The 20,014-nt window shown below is 69.4% G+C and carries 21 protein-coding genes; 9 read left to right on the top strand and 12 right to left on the bottom strand.

Features of this window, described 5'->3' with window-relative positions:
- Nucleotides 1-114: 114 nt before the first annotated feature.
- From AB4Z37_RS07985 to AB4Z37_RS07960, 6 genes are all read right to left on the bottom strand, one after another.
- Nucleotides 115-549 (bottom strand): hypothetical protein, encoded by a 435-nt coding sequence (locus AB4Z37_RS07985; RefSeq protein ID WP_441516174.1) that lies wholly within the window; start codon nucleotides 547-549, stop codon nucleotides 115-117.
- 481 nt (nucleotides 550-1,030) lie between these two features.
- Nucleotides 1,031-1,894, bottom strand: a complete 864-nt coding sequence (locus AB4Z37_RS07980) for a lytic transglycosylase domain-containing protein (RefSeq protein WP_441516173.1) — start codon at nucleotides 1,892-1,894, stop codon at nucleotides 1,031-1,033.
- Between the two features lie 290 nt (nucleotides 1,895-2,184).
- Nucleotides 2,185-3,258 carry a tetratricopeptide repeat protein gene (locus AB4Z37_RS07975; protein ID WP_441516172.1) on the bottom strand — a complete coding sequence of 358 codons (1,074 nt, stop codon included), beginning with the start codon at nucleotides 3,256-3,258 and terminating at the stop codon, nucleotides 2,185-2,187.
- Nucleotides 3,258-4,427 (bottom strand): tetratricopeptide repeat protein, encoded by a 1,170-nt coding sequence (locus AB4Z37_RS07970; protein ID WP_441516171.1) that lies wholly within the window; start codon nucleotides 4,425-4,427, stop codon nucleotides 3,258-3,260. The genes AB4Z37_RS07975 and AB4Z37_RS07970 overlap by 1 nt, the downstream gene beginning before the upstream one ends.
- Nucleotides 4,424-4,747, bottom strand: a complete 324-nt coding sequence (locus AB4Z37_RS07965; protein ID WP_441516170.1) for a hypothetical protein — start codon at nucleotides 4,745-4,747, stop codon at nucleotides 4,424-4,426. The genes AB4Z37_RS07970 and AB4Z37_RS07965 overlap by 4 nt, the downstream gene beginning before the upstream one ends.
- A 95-nt stretch (nucleotides 4,748-4,842) precedes the next feature.
- Complete coding sequence (locus AB4Z37_RS07960; protein WP_441516169.1) at nucleotides 4,843-5,235, bottom strand: hypothetical protein; 393 nt, start codon at nucleotides 5,233-5,235, stop codon at nucleotides 4,843-4,845.
- Nucleotides 5,236-5,308: 73 nt separating this feature from the next.
- On the opposite strand from AB4Z37_RS07960, the gene AB4Z37_RS07955 reads away from it, so the two are divergent.
- The 3 genes from AB4Z37_RS07955 (at nucleotide 5,309) to AB4Z37_RS07945 (ending at nucleotide 8,247) form a co-directional block, all read left to right on the top strand.
- Nucleotides 5,309-5,824, top strand: coding sequence for an autotransporter outer membrane beta-barrel domain-containing protein (locus tag AB4Z37_RS07955; protein WP_441516168.1), 516 nt, complete (start codon nucleotides 5,309-5,311; stop codon nucleotides 5,822-5,824).
- A gap of 248 nt (nucleotides 5,825-6,072) precedes the next feature.
- Nucleotides 6,073-7,818 (top strand): M23 family metallopeptidase, encoded by a 1,746-nt coding sequence (locus AB4Z37_RS07950; RefSeq protein WP_441516167.1) that lies wholly within the window; start codon nucleotides 6,073-6,075, stop codon nucleotides 7,816-7,818.
- 210 nt (nucleotides 7,819-8,028) lie between these two features.
- Nucleotides 8,029-8,247, top strand: a complete 219-nt coding sequence (locus AB4Z37_RS07945) for a hypothetical protein (RefSeq protein ID WP_441516166.1) — start codon at nucleotides 8,029-8,031, stop codon at nucleotides 8,245-8,247.
- 76 nt (nucleotides 8,248-8,323) lie between these two features.
- On the opposite strand, the gene AB4Z37_RS07940 is transcribed toward AB4Z37_RS07945, so the two are convergent.
- Both AB4Z37_RS07940 and AB4Z37_RS07935 read right to left on the bottom strand, forming a co-directional pair.
- A complete protein-coding gene (locus AB4Z37_RS07940; RefSeq protein WP_441516165.1) occupies nucleotides 8,324-8,755 on the bottom strand; it encodes a YybH family protein in 432 nt (143 codons plus the stop codon).
- A gap of 431 nt (nucleotides 8,756-9,186) precedes the next feature.
- Nucleotides 9,187-9,942 carry an XRE family transcriptional regulator gene (locus AB4Z37_RS07935; protein ID WP_441516164.1) on the bottom strand — a complete coding sequence of 252 codons (756 nt, stop codon included), beginning with the start codon at nucleotides 9,940-9,942 and terminating at the stop codon, nucleotides 9,187-9,189.
- A gap of 130 nt (nucleotides 9,943-10,072) precedes the next feature.
- Between AB4Z37_RS07935 and AB4Z37_RS07930 the strand changes: the two genes are divergently transcribed.
- The 4 genes from AB4Z37_RS07930 to AB4Z37_RS07915 all read left to right on the top strand — a co-directional run bounded on the left by AB4Z37_RS07930 (nucleotide 10,073) and on the right by AB4Z37_RS07915 (nucleotide 12,770).
- The gene (locus AB4Z37_RS07930) at nucleotides 10,073-10,411 is read left to right on the top strand and encodes a YdaS family helix-turn-helix protein (RefSeq protein WP_441516163.1); all 339 of its coding nucleotides are present in this window, start codon (nucleotides 10,073-10,075) and stop codon (nucleotides 10,409-10,411) included.
- Complete coding sequence (locus AB4Z37_RS07925) at nucleotides 10,387-11,145, top strand: helix-turn-helix domain-containing protein (RefSeq protein ID WP_441516162.1); 759 nt, start codon at nucleotides 10,387-10,389, stop codon at nucleotides 11,143-11,145. The genes AB4Z37_RS07930 and AB4Z37_RS07925 overlap by 25 nt, the downstream gene beginning before the upstream one ends.
- A 165-nt stretch (nucleotides 11,146-11,310) precedes the next feature.
- Complete coding sequence (locus AB4Z37_RS07920) at nucleotides 11,311-12,174, top strand: hypothetical protein (protein ID WP_441516161.1); 864 nt, start codon at nucleotides 11,311-11,313, stop codon at nucleotides 12,172-12,174.
- A complete protein-coding gene (locus AB4Z37_RS07915) occupies nucleotides 12,171-12,770 on the top strand; it encodes a DUF6456 domain-containing protein (protein WP_441516160.1) in 600 nt (199 codons plus the stop codon). Before AB4Z37_RS07920 ends, AB4Z37_RS07915 begins: the two co-directional genes overlap by 4 nt.
- Nucleotides 12,771-12,895: 125 nt before the next feature.
- On the opposite strand, the gene AB4Z37_RS07910 is transcribed toward AB4Z37_RS07915, so the two are convergent.
- Together AB4Z37_RS07910 and AB4Z37_RS07905 are read right to left on the bottom strand one after the other, a co-directional pair.
- Nucleotides 12,896-14,326 (bottom strand): aldehyde dehydrogenase family protein, encoded by a 1,431-nt coding sequence (locus AB4Z37_RS07910; protein ID WP_441516159.1) that lies wholly within the window; start codon nucleotides 14,324-14,326, stop codon nucleotides 12,896-12,898.
- A 302-nt stretch (nucleotides 14,327-14,628) separates the two neighbouring features.
- Entirely contained in the window at nucleotides 14,629-16,209 is a 1,581-nt protein-coding gene (locus AB4Z37_RS07905; protein ID WP_441516158.1) for a class I adenylate-forming enzyme family protein, read from the bottom strand.
- A 372-nt stretch (nucleotides 16,210-16,581) separates the two neighbouring features.
- On the opposite strand from AB4Z37_RS07905, the gene AB4Z37_RS07900 reads away from it, so the two are divergent.
- The gene (locus AB4Z37_RS07900) at nucleotides 16,582-16,869 is read left to right on the top strand and encodes a hypothetical protein (protein WP_441516157.1); all 288 of its coding nucleotides are present in this window, start codon (nucleotides 16,582-16,584) and stop codon (nucleotides 16,867-16,869) included.
- A gap of 6 nt (nucleotides 16,870-16,875) precedes the next feature.
- Here the strand turns inward: AB4Z37_RS07900 and AB4Z37_RS07895 are convergent, their stop codons facing one another.
- On the bottom strand, nucleotides 16,876-18,024 hold the full coding sequence (locus tag AB4Z37_RS07895) for a winged helix-turn-helix domain-containing protein (protein ID WP_441516156.1): 1,149 nt from the start codon (nucleotides 18,022-18,024) through the stop codon (nucleotides 16,876-16,878).
- Between the two features lie 279 nt (nucleotides 18,025-18,303).
- Here AB4Z37_RS07895 and AB4Z37_RS07890 point away from each other — a divergent pair, with 279 nt between their 5' ends.
- Entirely contained in the window at nucleotides 18,304-18,735 is a 432-nt protein-coding gene (locus tag AB4Z37_RS07890) for a hypothetical protein (protein WP_441516155.1), read from the top strand.
- A 106-nt stretch (nucleotides 18,736-18,841) separates the two neighbouring features.
- Here the strand turns inward: AB4Z37_RS07890 and AB4Z37_RS07885 are convergent.
- Nucleotides 18,842-20,014, bottom strand: a 1,173-nt coding sequence (locus AB4Z37_RS07885; RefSeq protein WP_441516154.1) for an efflux transporter outer membrane subunit, incomplete at its 5' end; no start/stop codon positions are given.

Below are 20,014 nucleotides of genomic sequence, written 5' to 3'. Positions count from 1 at the left end.
GACACGGACAACTGTCGCGCGGGCGTTATGGCGCGATTAACCCTGCGGCGCGCCGCGATGTCCCTGTGTTCGTGTCCTGTGTCCGTGTAAAGACGGAGGCGGGCCGGTAATCGCTTAGCGAACCTGCCAGCCGCCAAAGAAGTTCGCGAACAGCGACGGCTGCTGCTGCACGCGCATCGCCACCCGTGTCGGCTGCGCGATGCGGCGTTGCGCATCCGTGCGCGCGATCCTGACCTTGGATTTCTTCGCGGTCGCCGCGACATGCCTGGCGGACGTCGCCGGCATCTGCGCGTAGGCATCGTTCGCTTCGACGGTCTTCGCCGCCTCAGCCGCCGCCTGCCGCTCGACGGTGCGGCTTGGCTGGATCTGGGCCTGCGCCACGTCGACCGACGGTACGATGGTCGGCAGCGAGGTGTCGATCTCCACCCGTTCGGGGCCTTTCTGCCTGGAAACGATGCGGATCGTGGACTTGTCGATGCCGTTGGCCTGCTGCTGCTGCGGCGCCACCGGCGTCGGCAGGTAGGCGTTCACGAGCAGCATCAGCGCCATCAGCGCTCCGCCAACTCCGACAAAATAACGCAACAGGGGCATCACACACCGTTCGGATTGATTTCGACACAGGCCACGCAACGACAGGCCGCACCACGCATCCGCAGGCGCCGGACGGATCCGGAACCGGTCACGCCAGCATCACATCTGGCCGATGCACATCTGGGTGATGCACACCCGGGTGACGATGGTCGGCAGGACACGACACTTGCCCCAAGATACTGCACAAGACACTGAAAAAGGCGTTGCGACGACACTGCGGCGAGTGGACACGACATTTGAAACTGGGGACATCACTCGCGGATGCCCGCAGCTTCACCATCACGACATCGTCATTCACGACCACCTTTGCAAGACAGCCGTTATGACGGTGACGGTCAATTCCCCGCGAGCGGTTTGGTTCCCGTGTCCGTGGTTAACCGTTTCGATGATCACGCACGTTTTGGTGATTGGTCGGCGCGGCGCCGGAAAGGTTCAACGTTCAGCGCTCGGCTGCGGCAAGGCGCAGCGTGCGTGGCCCGCGCGCATGCGCGTGGGCAAGGCGAATCGCGCTGCGCGCGGCGAGGCGACGATGGGCTCGTGCCTCGACCCGCGCTGCCGCGGCGCGGGCTTTCTGCAGCAGGGTGCGCAGGTCCGGCGCGAGCGCCACGGACGTCGCAACCGGAGCGTTGTCGCGCGACAGGCCGGCGATGCCCTCGCACGGCGCTTCGCGAGGCAGGTGCTGGATCAGCCCGACGGTGTTGGTCTCGCGCAGCCAGCTTTCGGCGGAATTGCCGGTGATGCGGTGCACATAGTTGCGCGTCTCCGCCGGCAGCGCGGCGCGGCGGGCCACCCAGTCCTGGATGCGCCCGGTGCCGGCGTTGTAGGCGGCGGCCGCAAGGCCGAGATTGCCGAGCCGGTCGCGCAGCTTGCGCAACAGCCGCGCGGAGGCGGGCAGCGCCTTGCGCGGATCGAACGGATCGTCGAGGCCCTCTTCCGCGGCAGTATCGGGCATGAACTGAGCGACGCCCTGGGCGCCGGCATGGCTGACCTCGTCGGACTTGAACTGGCTTTCCTGCCAGATCAGCCGGGCGAAGAAGCTCGGCGGAATGTCGTTGTCCTTCGCCGCCGCCGCGAGCGTGTCGCAGAACTCGCCGGTCGAGAGTGCGAGGCGGTCCAGCGGCGCATCCGGCGGCGACGCATCGGCGGGCACATCCATGGCGCGCGCGTCGACGAAGGCCGGAAAGCCGAGCAGCATGGTGCTGGCGCCGTCGAAATCGAACCGTGCCGGATCGAACGGCATCGTCTCCGCCTCGCTCCGCGAGGCCTCGATCGACAGTGTGAGCAGATGGTGTGACGAATTCATAGCCGGCTCGACCGCGACGTCCGCCAGTAAAAGCGGCATAGCGGCGAGCGCGGCGATCAGATACCGCATCCCGCGACAGACCCTGTGACAACCTTCCCCATGCCCCACGTCGCGGGCCTGACTTCGGCGTCAGGGTTTGAACCTCGCGGCGGGAGCGAGCGTGCAAGTGCCGCCGCAAGCCGCCGCTTTGATGAGCCGAATGCGGCGAATTGCGGAAACGCTGTGGTCGGTGAAAGGCATGGGAACAGCTGGTTCCCGCGTTGCGCGCATCGCGCGAGCGTGCGGTGATTTCAACTGCGGGTCGCGATGCCGCGGCCGCAGGCTTCGTTGACGAAGCAGGCGATCATGGCCTCGTCGAGTGCGTCGGAGCGCTTGCCGTCGAGCGCGATGTCGGGGAAGCCATGCTGCCGCAGATAGACCTGCATCTGCAGCACCGCCCTGAGTCCGCCAAGCCCGACGACGGTGTTGAGGTCGCGGCGGGCGGCCTGGGAATTTCCGGTGCGCACAAGCGCCAGCGCACGCTGGATGTAGAGACCGACCTGCTCCTTGCCGATCGGCGGCCGCGGGCCGCGCGCGGTGTCGAGCACCGCGTCGAGATCCTCGATCGCACCGGCATGGTTGCCGAGCGCGGTGCGTGCCGCGGCGCGAAGCTCGTAGGTCTGCTGGTCGGGGCGTTCGGCCAGCATCGCGCTGGCGTCTGCTTCGACCCTCGCATACTGGCCCATGCGCATCAGCAGCTGGGCATGGGTCCGCCGTGCCTGCGTGAAGCCGGGTTCGGCGGCGAGCGCTTCGTCGAGATCGCGGACCGCCTTGTCGGGCGCGCCGAGGCGCGTAAGCAGGGTGGCGCGGATCCACAGCGCGTCGGCATGGTGCGGCGCCCGCGCGAGCGCGGCGTTGACGTTCTGCAGCGCGTTGGGCGGATCGTCCCGGATCAGGAAGGCGCGGGTCGCCAGCGCGTCGACGTTGTCCGGATCCAATGCGAGTGCGGCGGCGATGTCGGCGCGGGCGTCGTCGCCGGCGATCTCCATCCTGGCGCGGGCGCGCAGCACCCGCGCGGTGACGTTGGCCGGATCCGCCGCGACGGCGTCGTCGAGCGCGTGCCGGGCCTGCTCCGGCCGTATCAGGCCGATCAGCTGCCGGGCGCGTTCGAGATGAGCCTGCACGCGCTGCGCCGGCGGCAGCGCCGCATCGACCGCGGGCGGGTCGCATTCGCCGTTCATCAGCGCCTCGACGCCGCGTGCGCACGGGATGCCGCCATAGCTTCGGATCGGTCCGGCGCTGCCGATGCGGTCTGCGGCCCCGGCCGCAGAAGCCAGCAGTACGCCGGCGGCAAGGGCTGCGAAACGCAGGCGGCCGCAGGCCATCAGTTGCAGTCCTTGTCGAGCATGCAGGCGCGGATCGCATCCTGCAGTTCCGGCGTCATCTGCCGTGGCGGGTCCTGCGCCGTCCAGTAGCCGGCGGCGCGCAGCGCGGGCAGGGATTCCGACAGCACCCGGGCATCGACGGCGATGGCCTGCTGCATGTCGGCGACCGCATGTTCGCTATCGTCAAGCTGGCGATACATCCGCGCGCGCATCAGCAGCGCTTCGCCGTTTTCCGCATCGCGCTTCATCACGGCGTCGAAGGCGTTCAGCGCCTTGGCGAACTCGCGCTGGCGGACATAGATGATGCCCTTGGCGTAGAAGGTGTCCGGATCGGTGGAGCCGAGTGCGATGGCGCTGTCGAGGTCGGCGAGGGCGTCGGCTTCACGGCCCTTCTTGTAGGCGAGGTACTGGCCGCGCGCGGCGAGCGCCAGCGCCGCGGGGCTGTAGCTGATCGCGGCCGCGAGATCGCGCTCGGCCAGTTGCGGCTCGCCGCGGGCGTCGAGAATCCGGGCGCGGTTCTGCAGCGCGATGACATGGAAGTCGAGCCGGTCGCCGCGCTCGTCGAGATAGCCCTGGCGGTTGATCGCTTGCGGCGCGATCGCCACCAGTGTGTCGGCGTCCTTGAGGGCGAGGTCGAGCTGGCCGCGCCGTTTGTACTGCCGGCTGCGGAACAGCAGCGCGTAGGCCTCGGTCGGGTCCGAGGCCAGAGCCAGCGTGAAGTAGCGCGTGCTCTCGGCGCCGTCGGTGAAGGTGCCGGCCATGCGCAGTGCGTGCGCGTTCGCCGGCTCGATCGTCAGGGCCTGCTGCAGCAGCTCGGCGGCCTCGCGCCAGCGGCTCTGGCGAGCCGCGACATTGGCGCGCGACACGAACAGTTCGGCATTGCGCGGCGTCAGGCGGATGGCGGCATCGTAGTCCTGCAGGGCGAGGTCGAGGCGCCTGGTGTGGTGATAACCCTTGCCGCGGATGAACAGCGCAAAGCCCTTGTCGGCCGGCGCCGTGGTGGAATCGTCGATGATCGCGGAGCAGGGGCCGATGACGCTGTCCGGGCTGGTCTGCACTTGCAGCAGCGTGCACGACGACGACGACGGCGACGGCGCCGCCGCCGCGGTGACGGCGAAGCTGCCGGCCAGTACGGCAAGCCACAGTCGCGTAGCTGTCGCGGTGATCATGGCGCGACCTCCAGCGCCGGCATGTCGGGGCGCATCGCGGCCTCGCGGTCGACGCCGCGCATGCAGGCGCGACCGTTCTGTGGAGCGGCGTTCGGTGAGAACGGCGCCGCGGCCGGCGACGCGTCCTGCGGCAGGCAGAGGCGGTGCGGCGCGCGGCTGCACCAGGCGGACTGGCGGGCCCGCGCAGGGGTGGTGATCGCGGGGAGCGCGACGACGGCGGCCGTTGGGGCCGGGCGGATCGCCGCGGCCGCCGGCAGCACCAACGCGCCGGAAGAGCCGACCGACACCAGGGCAACAACCAACCGCAGACCGCGCATCATCTCGCTCCCCGTGTGACAACCACAATGGACGACCTAAGGTAGAGTGCTGAAAATGCTGTCAAGAATTTCGTTAAAATGCCCGCGATCCACCGCGATCACAGCGCGCGCAGTGCGCGGCGCCGATCGGCGCGGCTGTCGGCGCGGGTGTCGCGATCGTCGGCGAGCTGCTCGATCACCGCACTCTGCACACGGGGGTGCCACTCGTGTTCGAGCCGGTGATAGATCCGCAGGTACAGCGGGTCGCCCTCGTCGAGCATGATGCTGTGGCGCGCGAAGGCGGGCAGGCCACGCCCGGTGCGCGCGGCCGTGGCGATGTCGCGCGGCGCGTGCACCAGGCGTCGCGCGCCGTCGAGCGCGATGCTGCGGATCGTCCAGGCGCCGTCGCCGTGATAGGCGATCTCCGCCGAGCCGGCGACGTCGCCGGCCTCGATGCCGCCCTCGATCACCAGCGGCAATTCCTCGAACTGGAAGGTCAGCGTGCGTCCCACGGCATCTCCGTCGCTTCGAGCCGTGGCCAGCATCACTAATAAATTAGTATTCATCAACAAATGAATCAGTTTTGTGGAAAAGTCGCCGCGAGTTGCGGATTGTCGCATCGCGCGGTGTCGGGTTCCCGCGTCATCGCGCTGTCATGCAGATCCCCTGGGACTTGCGCCTTATGCGGCGGTGCAGGCGACGCTCTATCGCCTGCCGGGCTATGGCGAGCAGGCGGTGTCGGGGATGAACACCTTCGCGCTGAACTATGCCGGCAAGTCCACCACGGCGACCCGCAGCGAGCTCGGCCTGCGCGCCGATCGCTCGTTCGCGCTCACCGACGGCATGCTGGTGCTGCGCGGACGCCTCGCCTGGGCGCACGACTACAATCCGACCTCGAACGTGACGGCGACGTTCCAGAACCTCGGTGCGGCGTCGTTCGTGGTCAACGGCGCGACGCCGGCCCGCGATGCGGCGCTGGCGACGGTCGCGGCGGAGAAGGTCTGGGCGGGCGGCTTCTCGCTCGGCGCGACCTTCGAAGGCGAGTTCTCGAGCACCACGCGCTCCTACGCGGGCAAGGGGATCGCGCGCTACACCTGGTGACGATGCAGCGGTAATCGGATGCTGATGTAGCAGCAGTGTGGCGTGTTGCCACACTGCTGCCCATCTTCACCCCGACAAAGCGCAACGTCGAAGCCCTCCTCCTCTGGAAGCCATAGGGAGCCGCCGACTGACGTGGTTCGCTCCGGACCGCGGGGCGGAGCTGCGTTGTCCGAGACTCCCGTCAAGACCAGCGCCAGGTTTCCCGTTGCCGTGCATGCGGCGCGCCGCCAGACCGTTCTGGTGGATGCGTGACGCGGGGCGGGGGACTGATCGAGGGCGTTCCGGCGCTGAACGGCGCCTGGCCCGAAGCTGACATCGAGGCGGCGCTGCCGCCACAGCCCCATCTGTTCGGCCTGCATCTCAACCTGCGCTGGCTCGCGGCCGTGCTGCTGCTGGCTGCGGTCTCGGCGGCGCTGATCTTTGGAACGCTGTGCTCGGTGTTGGGAATGCGGGCGCATTTCGCAGCAGTGCCGTCGTTTGCCCGGCGCGCCTCCAGCGAGGGTGAACTGCCGCGCGGTGACCGCCTGGCGCAGGCGCGCGCGCCGGACAGCGGCAAGGACGACGGCACGATGGTGCGCACGCGGATCGAGCAGCTCGCCGACGGCGAGCTGCGGCCCAAACCGTTCACCCATCTCGTCGCCGCTCTTGCCGACGTGTCCTCGGGCCCGTCGTCGGAGATGGCTGCGGTGACGCTGCCGCCGGTGATCCGCTATGGCGCGGCGAAGCCGGCGGCGCAGCCGCGTGCCAGTGCTTATGCGCCCGCCGACGACGGACTGTCCGGACGGCTGGCGATTCCGCCCGACGCCATCAACCTCACGGTGCTCCGCAAGAGTGCGCCCAAGGCCGAGGTCCGCGATCCGCAGCGCGTGGTCGTGGCACGCGCCGGCGACACCCTCGACCAGATCCTGGTCGCGCTTGGCGTCGCGGCGTCCGACGCCGAGGCGATCGCGACGCTGCTGATGCCGCGCAAATGGTTCAGCCGCGATGGCTTCACCGGCGGCGAGGAGATCACCGTGCTCGATGGCGGTGATGCCGCGCCCGCCGCGTCGCGGCCGGCGCTGCGCCCGCGGCTGGTGCGCCTCGCGCGCCCCGGACGGCCGGATGTCGCCGCGGCGCTGTCCGATGCCGGCCGCTATGTGCCGGTGGCCCATGCCGAGCCGGCGCGGGTGCGCGCCGGGGTCGCGCATGCCGGCGCGCAGCGGTTGCGGCCTGCCGGCGGCACCAGCCTGCGCGACAGCCTGCAGGCGCTGGCGCGGGCGCATGGCATCGACGGCGCCGTCATCGACGATGTCGGGCGGCTGTGCGCCCATGACGTCGATCTCGATGCGCCGATCGGCGCCGACGACAAGGTCGAGCTGCTGTTCAGCCCCAACGCGCTGGGCCAGGCGGAATTGATGTTCACGGCGCTCACCCTCGGCGGCGAGACGCGGCGCTACTACCGCTTCGATGCGCCCGACGACGACAGTTCGGATTACTATGACGCCGATGGCCGTTCGGTGACCAAGTCGCTGCTGCGCAAGCCGGTGACCTCCGGCCGGCTCGGCGATGGCTTCGGCTGGCGCACCCATCCGGTGCTGCAGGACCGCCGCTTCCATGAGGGCGTCGATTATGCCGCGCCGATGGGATCGCCGATCGCGGCCGCCGCTGCCGGCGTGGTCGAGAAGATCGACCAGCAATGGGGCTACGGCAAATACATCCGCATCCGCCACGACTACGGCTACGAGACGACCTATGCGCACATCGCCGGCGTGCCGCACGGGCTGAAGGTCGGCGATCGCGTGCGCCAGGGCCAGACCATCGCCACCATCGGCTCGACCGGCCTGTCGACGGGCCCGCATCTCTACTATGAAGTGCGCATCAACGGCCGCAATGTCGATCCGCTGCGAGTGAAGCTGCGCGCCGGCCGCGTGCTCGATGGCGAGCTGTTGACGGCCTTCCGCACCGCGCGCGACCGCACCGACCTGCTGCTGCAGGCTTCCGGTGCGCCGCACTGATCGCGCGATCTCATCGCCGCATGGCTGTGTCGATGTTGCGGCGCACGATGCTGCTGGCGCTTTTTTCGCCGCCGACAACACGCTGACGAACTTTTCGGCATGCGCGAGTTGCGCATTGCGCAGGGTCTGCGGCGGGATCATAGTCGCGGCATCGGGCGGTTACGCCCGAGGAGGACACGCCGCGATCCGCTCGAACCAAAGGAGCGTGCAATGAGCAAAACCCTTGTGGCGATCACTTTCGTTCTGATCGTCTCGCTCGGTGTGCTGGCGTCTGGCCGCGTCGAGGCCGGCGCATCCGCCAGCGCACCGTCGAAGCACAGCACCAAGACGCAGACGATGAGCGCCCATCAGCTCACCACCGTTCAGCCGCAACTGGTCAAGGTCGACGAGATGTCGTCGTCGGCAAGAACTTCGTTGCCGAAGCGCTGATACCGGATGATGTGATCACGGCATCTCCCGCGCACCGGCGCGAGGGATGCCGTGTCGGTGTTGACGGATCATGCCGTCACGTGACGCGCGGCGGCTCGGTGGTCAGCATGTCGGCATGGCGGTGCACCAGCGTCCAGCCGCCGTCCTCGCGGCGAAAGATTTCCGTGACGCGCAGGTCCATCGGGACAGCTTCCGCCTTGCCATGCAGGCGCACGGTGGCGCGCTGAATGCCGGTCCAGAAGGCGAGCGTGTCGCTCGCGCCCTGCTGCAGGATTTCAAGGTGCGTTTCGCCGGCGCCGCTGAACAGCGCCGTGCCCTGGCGGTAGGCGGCGGTGACGGCGGTCGCGCCAAGGCGATGGCCGCCCGCGGGGCCGAAGAAGCTCGCGGGCTCCGCTTGCGTGCACAGACGATCGAGCGGAGCGGCGTCGCCGTTGACATAGGCGCGGGCGGCGGCCTCGCGCTGGGTCATGAAAGCGGTGAAATCGTTGGGCTCGGGTGTGTCGGACATCTGTGTCTCCTGTTCCTGATCGCGCAGGATGCCGCGCGACGGCGCAGGTTGAAGGCCGCCGCTGTGTCAGTTTCTGTCAGCAGCGCCTGAAGGGCGGTCCCGCGGTGTTCGAATGACTGACGGCAAGCTTCCGCAAATTCTGCGTCATGCGCGGGCCTGAGCTGTGACTGTCCGGTTGACCGGATACACGAGCCACACCTACTGCGTCATTGCCGGGCTTGATGTTCAGTCCGGGGACTTGACCCGGCAATCGAGCTCCTGTTCAGAGCCTGACGCACGTTTTGAAGCTGGATCACCGGGGCTCGACGCGGAGCCTGTCATCGGGCCACGCTTCGCGCGGACCCGTTGGCGTCGGCCCGGTGATGACGCTGAAAAATATGGCAATGAACCGGACTGCCGTAACCCTGCAGTTCTCGCCATCGCCGCGCCGCTCAGTACACCGAGAAGCGCCCGACATAGCGCCCGAACACGGTGACTTCCTCCGGCGCGAACGACTGGTCCGGGTACATCTTGTTGTCCGATTTCAGCACATAGCGGATGCCGCTGTCGGTGCGCTCGACGAAGACGCGCTTGAGGGTGCGGCCGAGGCCGTAGTCCACCGCCCAGATGCCGTCGGGCTCGATCTGCTGGCGGCTGGTGTCGACGAACACGACGTCGGTGCGCTGGATGGTCGGCTCCATGCTGTCGCCATCCATCACGAAGCCGACGGTGCGGGCGACGTCGGCGCGGGCAAGGCCGCGCAGCACGGCGGCCGGAATGCGCCACCAGTCGGCGACCTCCTCGCGCGCCTGCATCTCGCCGACGTCGATGGTCAGCACCGTGCCGGTCGAGCCGCCGCCGATGCGGCCGCGCATCTGCGGCAGCGCGTCGGGGAAGGGGCGGTCGAGCTCGGTGGTCGGCGTGTCGATCTCCGGATCGGGCTCGAACTCCTCGCCGGCAGGCACGCGCTTGGGTTCGCTGTCGGGGTCTTCGCTGCCGCGCCCCCACAGCAGCCAGTCTTCGGAGGTGGCGAGCGCGGCGGCGATCTCGCGCAGCAGCCGCGGCCGCTTGACGCGGCCCTGCTCGATGGCGTCGATGCCCTGCTGCTTCATGCCGACCCGGTCGGCGAGCGCCTCCTGCGACAGGCCGAGCTTCGCCCGCCGCCGCCGCATGCGATGGCCGAACGCCGCAGCATTTACCTGCTTCATGATGACCTCCGAGGTGCGAGCAACCGGCTCGGGGATGACGGGCGGGGCGCGCGGCCCTACCAAGATTTCGGTTATCCACTCTACTGATTTATCGGTTGCTGTCAACCAATGTTTCAGTGATGGTGAGGGCATGACCGATAACAACCATTCCTTGCAGGAAACGTCACTGCCGAGCCCGCCCGCGCCCGACGCCGCGGGGCAGGTCGTCCCCGATCCATCCGCGTCGCACAAGCTGGCGCTGCAGCGAGCCTGCGATGCCGTCGGTGGCCAGAAATCGCTCGCCGGGCGCATCGGCACCACCCAGTCCAAGGTCTGGTACTGGCTGGCGCGCAGCCGGCGCGGCGTGCCCGGCGAGTTCGTGCTGGCGATCGAAGCCGCGAGCGGCGTCAGCCGCCACGACCTGCGCCCCGACATCTATCCGCAACCGTCCCCGATGGAGCCGCCATGTCCGCCGTCCGCGCGCCGCTGATCGCCACTGCCCCGCCCTTGATGCCCGCCGACGCCGCCGGCGCGGCGCTGTCGCCCGCCGACGACCGCACCATCCTGCGGCTGTGGAACGAGCGCCACGACACCGTCGACATCGCGCGGCGGATGAACCGCTCCGAGGCGCAGATCGCCAACCGTCTCGCGCAGCTGCGCGACGAGGACGGCACCGCCATGACGCCGACGCAGTACACGCTGCATCATGCCCGCAAGCGGCGTCTGGCGCGCCTCGCCGCCGCCGCACGGCCGCAGCCGCCGGAGGCGGCGCGGGTGGCCGAGCCGATGCTGGACGCGAGCGAGCCGAAGCTCGCGCCTGGCCAGCCGCGGCGGTCGGCGGCGCTGTCGCCCAACCGCGCGGCGGCCGCCCGCCTTGCGCAACTCGCAGCTGCCGCGACGCTGCCGCCGGCGCCGAGCGCCCGCGCCATCCAGCTCGCGGTGTGCACCTATTACGACGTCACCCTGCAGGACCTGCTGTCGCCGCGCCGCCATGCCGGCATCGTGCGGCCGCGCCAGGTCGCGGTCTACCTCTGCCGCACGGTGACCGCGCTGTCGATGCCGAAGATCGGCGCGCTGTTCGGCGACCGCGATCACACCACCATTCTCGCGGCGATCCGCAAGGTCACCGAGCAGCTGCCGCGTGACGACGAATTGCGCCTCGATGTCGAGGTGCTGACCGACCAGCTGTTGTCGCAGCTCGAGGCCGGCGAGGGCGCGCCGTGACAGGGTTGTCCGCGCCGCCTGCTCCTCGCGCGGGACGCGATCGCGATGGGAATCGTCGCCGTCGCGGGGGCGCGAGGGGCGGGCGGCGAGGCGCGGCTCCGTTCCCGCCTCTGTTGTTGGCTCTGTGCTTGGTTCTGGTCTTGGAGCGGCCCAGGCCGTGACCGCATGCATCACTGGTTCCGCGTCTACAACACCCTGGTGGATGATCCGAAAGTGCAGCAGCTGTCGAGCGCGCTGTTCAAGGCGCTGATCAACCTGTGGTGCCTCGCCTCGCAGAACGGCGGCGCGCTGCCCGCGGTGAATGTCGTCGCCTACAAGCTGCGGATGACGCCGCGCAAGGCGGCCGACATCATCGCGCGCCTGGTGACGGCGGGCCTGCTCGACGACAGCGGCGGCGTCGTGATGCCGCACAACTGGAACGGCCGCCAGTTTCAGTCGGACTGTTCGACCGAGCGGGTGCGGCGCTTCCGCGCCAACCGCCGTGCGGCGCAGGCGACGATCGTGGCGGCCGTGCCTGAGATCGCCGAGGGCGCGGCCGCGCCGGACGCCGCGGCGCCGCGCGGCGCGGCATCACCGCTCGAGGCCGAGCTGCGTGACGAGGTCGCGCGCGCGTTCGTGCAGGCCAATGCCGCGAGCGTGCCGGACACCGGCCGCGTCAGGCTGTGGCTCAGCCAGGGCTATGAGGCCGACATCATCCTCGCGGTGGTCAGCGAGATCGTGGCACGCAAGCCGAACCTTTCCAGCCTCAATTATTTCGACGCGCCGATCCGCGAAGCCCATGCATCGCGGGCACCGAAACGCCTCGCGCTCGGGCCGCCGTCGCGGCTCGGCATCGAGGAGGCGGTGCGGCTGTTCGCCACCACACGGCACTGGTCGCGCTGGGCCGGGCCGGCGCCGGGTCTCGCCGGCTGCCGCGCCTCCACCGAGCTGTTGGCGCGCTTCGGTCTCGCCCCCGACGGCGCGCCGTTCGCGCCGTCAGCCGACCTGTCACCCGATCCATCCACCCTCAAGGAGAGCCTGCAGCCATGAGCCATTTTCACATTCCGCCGAAGGGCGACATCAAGGTCGCCGCCAACGACGGCAAGCGCCGGCCGAAGCGCCGCCGCGTCGGCCGCCTGCGCACGCGGCGCGAGCCGCTCGGCGCGCCGACGCAGGAGCGTCTTGCGAAAGCCGACGGCCATGTCGAGATCGGCGACGATGCCCAGGGCACGCGCATCTACACGCTGCGCGATTCGCCGCTCGAGCGCCTCAATGCCCGCGGCGGCATCGACGCGCGCGAGTATTCGGCGCTGATGAAGTTCAAGCAGCACTGGCACCATGCCGGCCTGCAGCCGTCGGTCGGCAGCGTCGACCTCAGCCGCGTGTTCGCTGTCGATCCCGGCGGCTACTCCGGCATGGCCAAGACCGAGCGGCAGGTGTTTCACCGCCAGCGCTATCGCGAGGCGGTGCAGCACATCGGCCTGCGCGCCGCGCTGGTGGTGGAGCGCGTGGTGTGTGCCGAGCAGACGCTGGAAGCGGCAGGGCTGGCGCTGAACTGGCGCACCCCGGCGCAGGCCCGCGCCGCCGCCACCGAGCTGCTGCGCGACGCCGGCTATCGCCTGGCGCAGCTGTGGGGCATCGGGTGAGGGGACGGAACGCGCTGGCTGGCACCGGACGCAATTCCAACTGATCAAAGAAAAGCGCCGGCCTCGCGAGAGGCCGGCGCGTTTGTCAGCTGCTGGATGACCCAGCCAGGTCGTTCATTGTGTCGTCACGCGGCGCTGTAGCCGGCGATCGCCTTGACTTCGAGATACTCCTCGAGGCCGAACTTGCCCCACTCGCGGCCGTTGCCCGACTGCTTGTAGCCGCCGAACGGCGCGGTGCGCTCGTTGGGCACGCCGTTGAGGTTGACGTTGCCGGCGCGCAGCTTGCGGCCGACCGCGCGGGCGCGCTCGACGGTGCCGGCGGAGACATAGCCGGCAAGGCCATAGGGCGTGTCGTTGGCGATCTTCACCGCGTCGTCCTCGTCCTTGGCGCCGAGGATGGCGATGACCGGCCCGAAGATCTCCTCGCGCGCGATGGTCATGTCGTTGGTGACGTCGGCGAACACGGTCGGGCGGACATAGAAGCCCTTGTTGACGCCCTCGGGCAGGCCGGGTCCGCCGGCAACGAGGGTGGCGCCCTCGTCGATGCCCTTCTGGATCAGCGCCTGGATCTTGTCCCACTGGATGCGCGACACGACCGGGCCGATGGTGGTGTCGGCCGCGCGCGGATCGCCCGCCCTGGTCTTGTCGGCGACGCCCTTGGCGATCTCAGCGACCTCCTTCATCTTCGACAGCGGCACGATCATGCGGGTCGGCGCGTTGCACGACTGGCCCGAATTGGCGAACACCTGGGCGACGCCGCCGCTCACCGCCTTGGTGAAATCAGCGTCGTCGAGGATGATGTTCGGCGACTTGCCGCCGAGCTCCTGGCTGACGCGCTTCACCGTCGGCGCGGCGCGCTTGGCGACATCGATGCCGGCGCGGGTCGAGCCGGTGAACGAGATCATGTCGATGTCCGGATGCTCGCTCATGGCGGCGCCGACCTCGGGGCCGAGGCCGTTGACGAGGTTGAACACGCCCTTCGGCACGCCCGCTTCATGCAGGATCTCGGCGAAGATCAGCGCCGAGGTCGGCGTGAACTCGGAGGGCTTGAGAATCATGGTGCAGCCGGCGGCGAGCGCGGGCGCGACCTTGCAGGCGATCTGGTTGAGCGGCCAGTTCCACGGCGTGATCATGCCGATGACGCCGACCGGCTCGCGCACCACCACGGCGGAGCCGAGCGGCTCCTCGAACTGGTAGTTCTTGAGGACCTCGAGGGTCGACATGATGTGGCCGAGGCCGGCGCCGGCCTGGAATTTCTCGGCAAAGCCGAGCGGCGCGCCCATCTCGTCGGACACAGCGGCGCCGATGTCCTTCATGCGCGTCTTGTAGACCTCGACCACCCGTGTCAGCAGCGCGACGCGGTCCTCGCGGCTGGTCTGCGAAAAAGTCTCGAACGCGCGCCTGGCGGCGGCGACGGCCTTGTCGACGTCGGCCTTCGAGCCGACCGCGACATCGTACAGCGGCTCTTCGGTTGCGGGATTGACCACCGGAACGGTCTTCTTGACGACGGGATCGACCCAGGCGCCGTCGATGTAGAATTGCAGGCGATTGACCATGATGTCCTCTTTCGACGTTCGGCCCGTTCAGGCGGGCCCTTGTTCGATTATGGGGGGCGGTGAAACGATGTTGGCACAACAGCTGCGGCCAGTGCAAATCACGCGGTCGCGGGAAACGTCATTTCCATAGGGCGAAATGTTGGTTCGATGCGGCGAGGCCCGGCCCATGCTCGGCCGATGGTCGCGGCCGGGTTCACGGCCTCACGAGGGCGCCGCATTCAGACGTCAGACCTTCCCGCGGCGCCGACATCATGAACGCCCATCCCGCTGCCATCGGCGACGCCGCCGCGAGGGCACGCCTCTCACGCCGCTGTCACGCGCTCGCGCAGCTGCTTCTTCATCACCTTGCCGTTGGCGTTGCGCGGCAATGGCTCAAGGGTGATGTCGAAGGTCTCCGGCACCTTGTAGTCGGACAGCTGGGTGATGCAGAGCTGGCGCAGGCTGTCGGCGGCGAGGGTGGCGTTGCGGGCGACGACGATGGCATGGACGCGCTCGCCGAGCACCGGGCAGGGCCTCGCGACGATCGCGCTCTCGATGACGTCGGGATGGCCGGCGAGCACCGACTCGACTTCCGCCGAATAGATCTTGAGCCCGCCGCGGTTGATCATGTCCTTGGCGCGGTCGAACACCCGCACGAAGCCGCCGGCATCCACCGAACCGAGATCGCCGGAGTGCCAGTAACCGGCGGTGAAGCTCTCGGCGGTCGCCTTCGGATTGTTCCAGTAGCCCTTGATGACCGAGCCGCCATGGATCCAGAGTTCGCCGACCTCGCCCGGCGGCAGCTCGCGCCCCTGCGGATCGACGGCGATGATGTGGGCGCCCGGGCAGGCGAAGCCGACGCTGTCGAGATGCTGCGCGGTGAACTGCGGCGGCATGATGGTCGAGGGCGAGGTGGTCTCCGTCGCGCCATAGGCATTGATCAGCTTCAGGCCCGGCAGCGCCTGCGCCAGCTTCTCGATGGTCGCGGTCGGCATCGGCGCGCCGCCATAGCCGCCGATGCGCCACGCCGAGAGGTCATGGTCGGCGAAGTCCGCCTGCAGCAGGCAGAGATTGTACATCGCCGGCACCATCACCGTGTAGGTGGCGCGCTCGCGCGCGGCGACGCGCAGGTAGTCGGCGGCCTTGAACTCGGCGACCACGATCAGCGTGCCGGCGCAGCGCACCATGCTCATGATGTTGGCGACGACCCCGGTGACATGGGCGAGCGGCACCGCGGCGATCGAGCGGTCGGCGGCCGTCAGCCCCAGGCAGGCCTCGTAGATCATCGCCGAGTGGATGAGATTGCAGTGGGCGAGCATCGCGCCCTTCGGCCGGCCGGTGGTGCCGGAGGTGTAGAGGATCAGCGCGGTGTCTTCCTCGCCGACCGCCGCCGGCGGCTGGCCGGGCTCGGCGGCCAGCAACTCGGCGAAGCCATCGGTGGCGATGCGTCCAGCCAGCGCCGGTACGGCATCCGCCTGCGGCAGGCGGTCGGTGAGGCTGCTCTCATGGACGATCAGCCGCGCGCCGCTGTCGGTGAGGGCATAGGCGAGCTCCGGCGTCTGCTGGCGCGTGCTCAGCACCACGCTGACGACGCCGAGGCGGGCGGCGCCGAACAGCGCCAGCACGAATTCGGTGCGGTTGCCGAGCAGCAGCGCGAGACGGTCGCCGCTGACAAGCCCGCGGGCGGCGAGCCCGGCGGCGACCCGCGCGGACTGGTCGCGGACCTCGCGCCAGGTCAGCCGCGCCGTGCCGCACACCAGTGCTTCGCCGTCGGGCTGCCGCGCGGCGGCGTCCTCCAGCATCTGCCACAGGCTGTGCGGCCGTTCGGCGAAGGCGGGCACGAGGCGATCGCCGAATCGCGTCTCATGCCGCAGGTCGGAAAGGGGCAGGCCGAACCAGTCCATGGCGCTTCCAGTCGTGTTGCCGTGTCGATCGTGTTGCTTGTTGTCCTGGAACCTATCGAGGCGGTGCCACAGCGACAAGCCGACGCGCTGCGGCGCAGGGCTTCGCGAAGCTGCCTTGACAGCGCTCCCGCTCCGGTTCCCAGGCACCGTCACGCGGCGGTGCACAACTGTCGGACGACGCAGCGCAGCATTTGACGGCGCCACGAAATTTCAGTTCTGTCGCGGGGAGCGCCGGTCGCGGCTCTTTCTCCACCCACCCGAACCAGGGCTGTCGTTTTGCGTTTCGTGCTTCGTCGTTCCGTCCGTTTCGCTCCAGCCGCCGTCGCGACGTTCACCACGCTTGTGCTCGGTTCCGCTCCGTCCGCCGCCGACATGTCGAAGACGACCGCGACCAGCGCCGGCTCGTTCTTCGCCGCCGCGCTGCTGTGCGAGGGCCACGATCGAATCCCGCAGGGACAGACCAAGCAGCTGATGGCGGATCTCGCGCCGTTCCTGTCGCCGCGCAACAAGAGCTGGATCCAGGAAGGGTTCGAGCGCGGCCTGAAAGACCAGGCGGTGTTCATCCCCGAGCGCGGCTGGGTCAAGCTCACCACCGACGAGGCGGAGTGCTATCGCGTCCAGGGCGTGCTCGACGACTACCGCGCACAGCTCAGCGAATAGGCCGTCTCACGCGCCGAACTGGAAGCGCGCGAAGCGGTCGAGCGCGTCCTCGATGCGGCGCTTGAGCTCGCGCCGCGGGCCGTTCTCCAGCCACGTCCATTGCTGCATCAGCAGCCTGCCCTGCGCCCGGTCGGCCTTGAGGTCGAGTGCCGCGACCAGGCGGTCGCCGGCCAGCACCGGCAGGGCGAAATAGCCGAGTTTGCGCTTCTCCTTCGGCAGATAGGCCTCGAAACGGTGGTCGTGGCCGAACAGCAGGTGGGTGCGCTTGCGCTGGATGGTCAGCGGATCGAACGGCGACAGGATGTGGACGAGGTCGGTCGGGGCATGGACCTGCGCCAGCGTCTGCGGTGTCGCCCAGTGCTCCTGCTTGCCGGCGCCCTCCAGCGCCACCGGCACCAGCGCACCGCGGCGCATGCGCGTCTCGATCAGCTTGCGCACCGCCGCCTTGCGCGACGCCTCGAGATGGCAGACCGAGTCGAGGCTGACGAGGCCCTGGGCGCGCAGCGCGCGGTCGAGGCGATAGGCGGTGATCTCCGCCTCCGAGGCGCCCTTCGGCGGTGTCCGCCAGCCGAAATGCCGCGCCGTCAGATCATAGCTCTTCAGCATGCCGTCGCGGGCGCTGATGGTGACGGCGCCGCCATAGAACGCCAGCTGCAGCGCCCGCTTCGACGGCTTGCGGCTGGCCCAGGGATGGATCTTGTCCACCAGCACGTCGTCGTCGATGTCGCGGATGCTGAGCGGGCCGCCGCTGCGCAGCAGCCGCATCACCTTGCGGGTGTCGGCGGGCGTCACGCTCGCGAACCATCGGCTCGGCTCGCGGCGGTGCGCGCGCATCGCCGGCAGGAAGAAGCGCAAGTCCGCGGTCGGCACATAGGACAGCGCGTGGGTCCAGTACTCGAACACGCTCTTGTCCGCACTCTGCGCCTGCACGAGGTCGGCGCGGCGGTAGGACGGGATGCGGTTGAACAGGATGTGGTGGTGGCTGCGCTCGATGACGTTGATGGTGTCGATCTGGACATAGCCGAGATGGCTCACCGCGGCGGCGACGGCCTGCGGCCCGTCGCCGAACGGCGCGGGCGTGTCGAGGCGCTGGGCGTGCAGCCAGATGCGGCGGGCCTGTGCCTTGCCGAGGGGAAGCGGTTTGGGAGCGGACATGGCGGCAGGATAAACCAGATTCGCCGTCCGTAAGCGGAGGCTGGGACGGTACGCAGGTCCGCCTCGTCGCCATGCGCTTATGGTCCGTTTATGAAATCCGGCGGACCCTTGTCTCGAATCCCTACGGCGCCGCTGCCATCTTCTCCTCAACGGATGGGGCGTCGCGGCTGGCATGGCGCGCGATCGGGGTGGAACACGGCGCAACCCTGCGGCGTGCCAGGCGTTGACCCCGGGCGCGCAGGGACGGGTCGCGGGGCGGCGGTGGCAAGCGAGGCGTGTATGAACGAGCTCTCATCGACCCAGGCGCAGCGCCAGATCGTCGAGACGGTGATCCGCCTGGCGCAGCCCGGCGCCGCCTGCCGCTTCATCGTCAGTGGCGACGCCGCGCTGTGCGGGGCCTTGCGGGCTGACGGCCTGCGGGCCATCGGCCTCGAGACCGATCCCATCGGGCGTGGTCAATACGCGGTCGGCATCGTGGCGGGGGCGCGGTCGCGCGCGGCGCTTGGCGTCGCCATCGCGCGGGTGGTGCCTTTCCTCGCCGGAGCCGCGACGATGATGGTGCTGATCGAGGACGGCTGCGGCCTTGGCCCGCAGGCGGGGACGCTGCTGGCGCCGTTCGGTTTCCGGATCGAGGCCGGGGTGCACTGCAAGCGCGGGCTGCTGCTGTCAGCGCACCGTGATGCCGCTGAGGCAATGGCGGTCGCCGCCTGAGCCGTTTCCGGCGACACGCTCGCCGCCGGAAACGCGCAAGCACTGCCTCAGGCCTGGCTGCCTCAGGCTTGGCCGGGAAGCCGGCTCACGACGCCCGTTGGAGCGCTTACTGCACCGGCTTCGCCGCCGCCGCGACCTGCACGTCGTCGAACACGCAGGCGCGCCAGTCCTTGCTCGGGCAGTCGGCCGGCCAGCCGCCGCCGAGCGCCATGAACAGCGCCGCGGTATCGGACAGGCGGGTCGCTTCCGCCTGTACCCGGGCGATCGCGGTGTTGAGATAGGCCTGCTGGGCGTTCAGCAGCGTCACCTGGTTGATCTGTCCGAGCGTGAGCTGCTTCTGCACGATGTCGAGGCTGGCCTTGGCGGCGTTCTCCGCCTTGACGGCGGCCTGCACCGCGCGGGTGTCGGCCTGCAGGCTGCGCAGCGCGTCGGTGACGTTCTGCATCGCGGTGATCACCGCCTGGCGGTACAGCGCTTCCGACTGCTCCAGCGCCGCTTCCGCAGCCTTCTGCTTGTGGTACAGCGTGAAGCCGTCGAACACCGTGTGGCTGGCGCTCGCCGCCACCGTGTAGAACAGCGTCCCCGGCGTCATCAGCTCGGCGAACTTGAATGCGGCGGCGCCCGGGTTGGCCGACAGCGTGATGTTCGGCAGCCGCGCCGCGATCGCGACGCCGACAAGGGCGCTCGACGAATGCAGTGCCGCTTCCGCGGCGCGCACGTCGGGGCGCTGGCGCACCATGGTCGAGGGCAGGCTGACCGGCAGGTTGGCCGGCAGCGTCAGCCGCGGCAGGTCGAACTTCTGCAGCACCTCGTCGGCGGAGAACTGGCCGGCGAGCGCGGTGAGGAGGTCGCGCTGCACCGCGAGCTGCTTCTGCAGCGGCGGCAGCGCCTGCTCGGCCTGGGCGAGCAGCGTCTCCTGGGTCAGCACGTCGACCTGGGCGATCTGGCCGGCGGCGAACTGGTTCTTGAGGATGCCGAGAATGTCGCGGGCGATCTTGATCAGCCGCTCGGTGGCGGCGATCTGGCCGCGCAGCGAGGCTTCCTGGATCGCCGCGGTGACGACGTTGGCGGTCAGCGTCAGGTACGCCGCCTCGAGCTGGTACTGGGCCTGCTCGGCCTGGGCGTCGAGACTTTCGACGTTGCGCAGGTTCTGGCCCCAGATGTCCGGCGTGAAGCTGACGTTGAGCTGCGCGGTGTGCAGCGTGTAGCGGGTCTGCGGCGTCACTTCCGGGTCGACCGTGCCGTTGGCGGACTGCTGCAGGTCGGACGGGGTGTAGTT

This window comes from Bradyrhizobium sp. 2TAF24, from assembly GCF_052115025.1.
GTDB lineage: Bacteria > Pseudomonadota > Alphaproteobacteria > Rhizobiales > Xanthobacteraceae > Bradyrhizobium_A.
The sequence above is the reverse complement of the archived record's forward strand: the minus strand, read 5'-3'. Positions and strand labels throughout refer to the sequence as shown.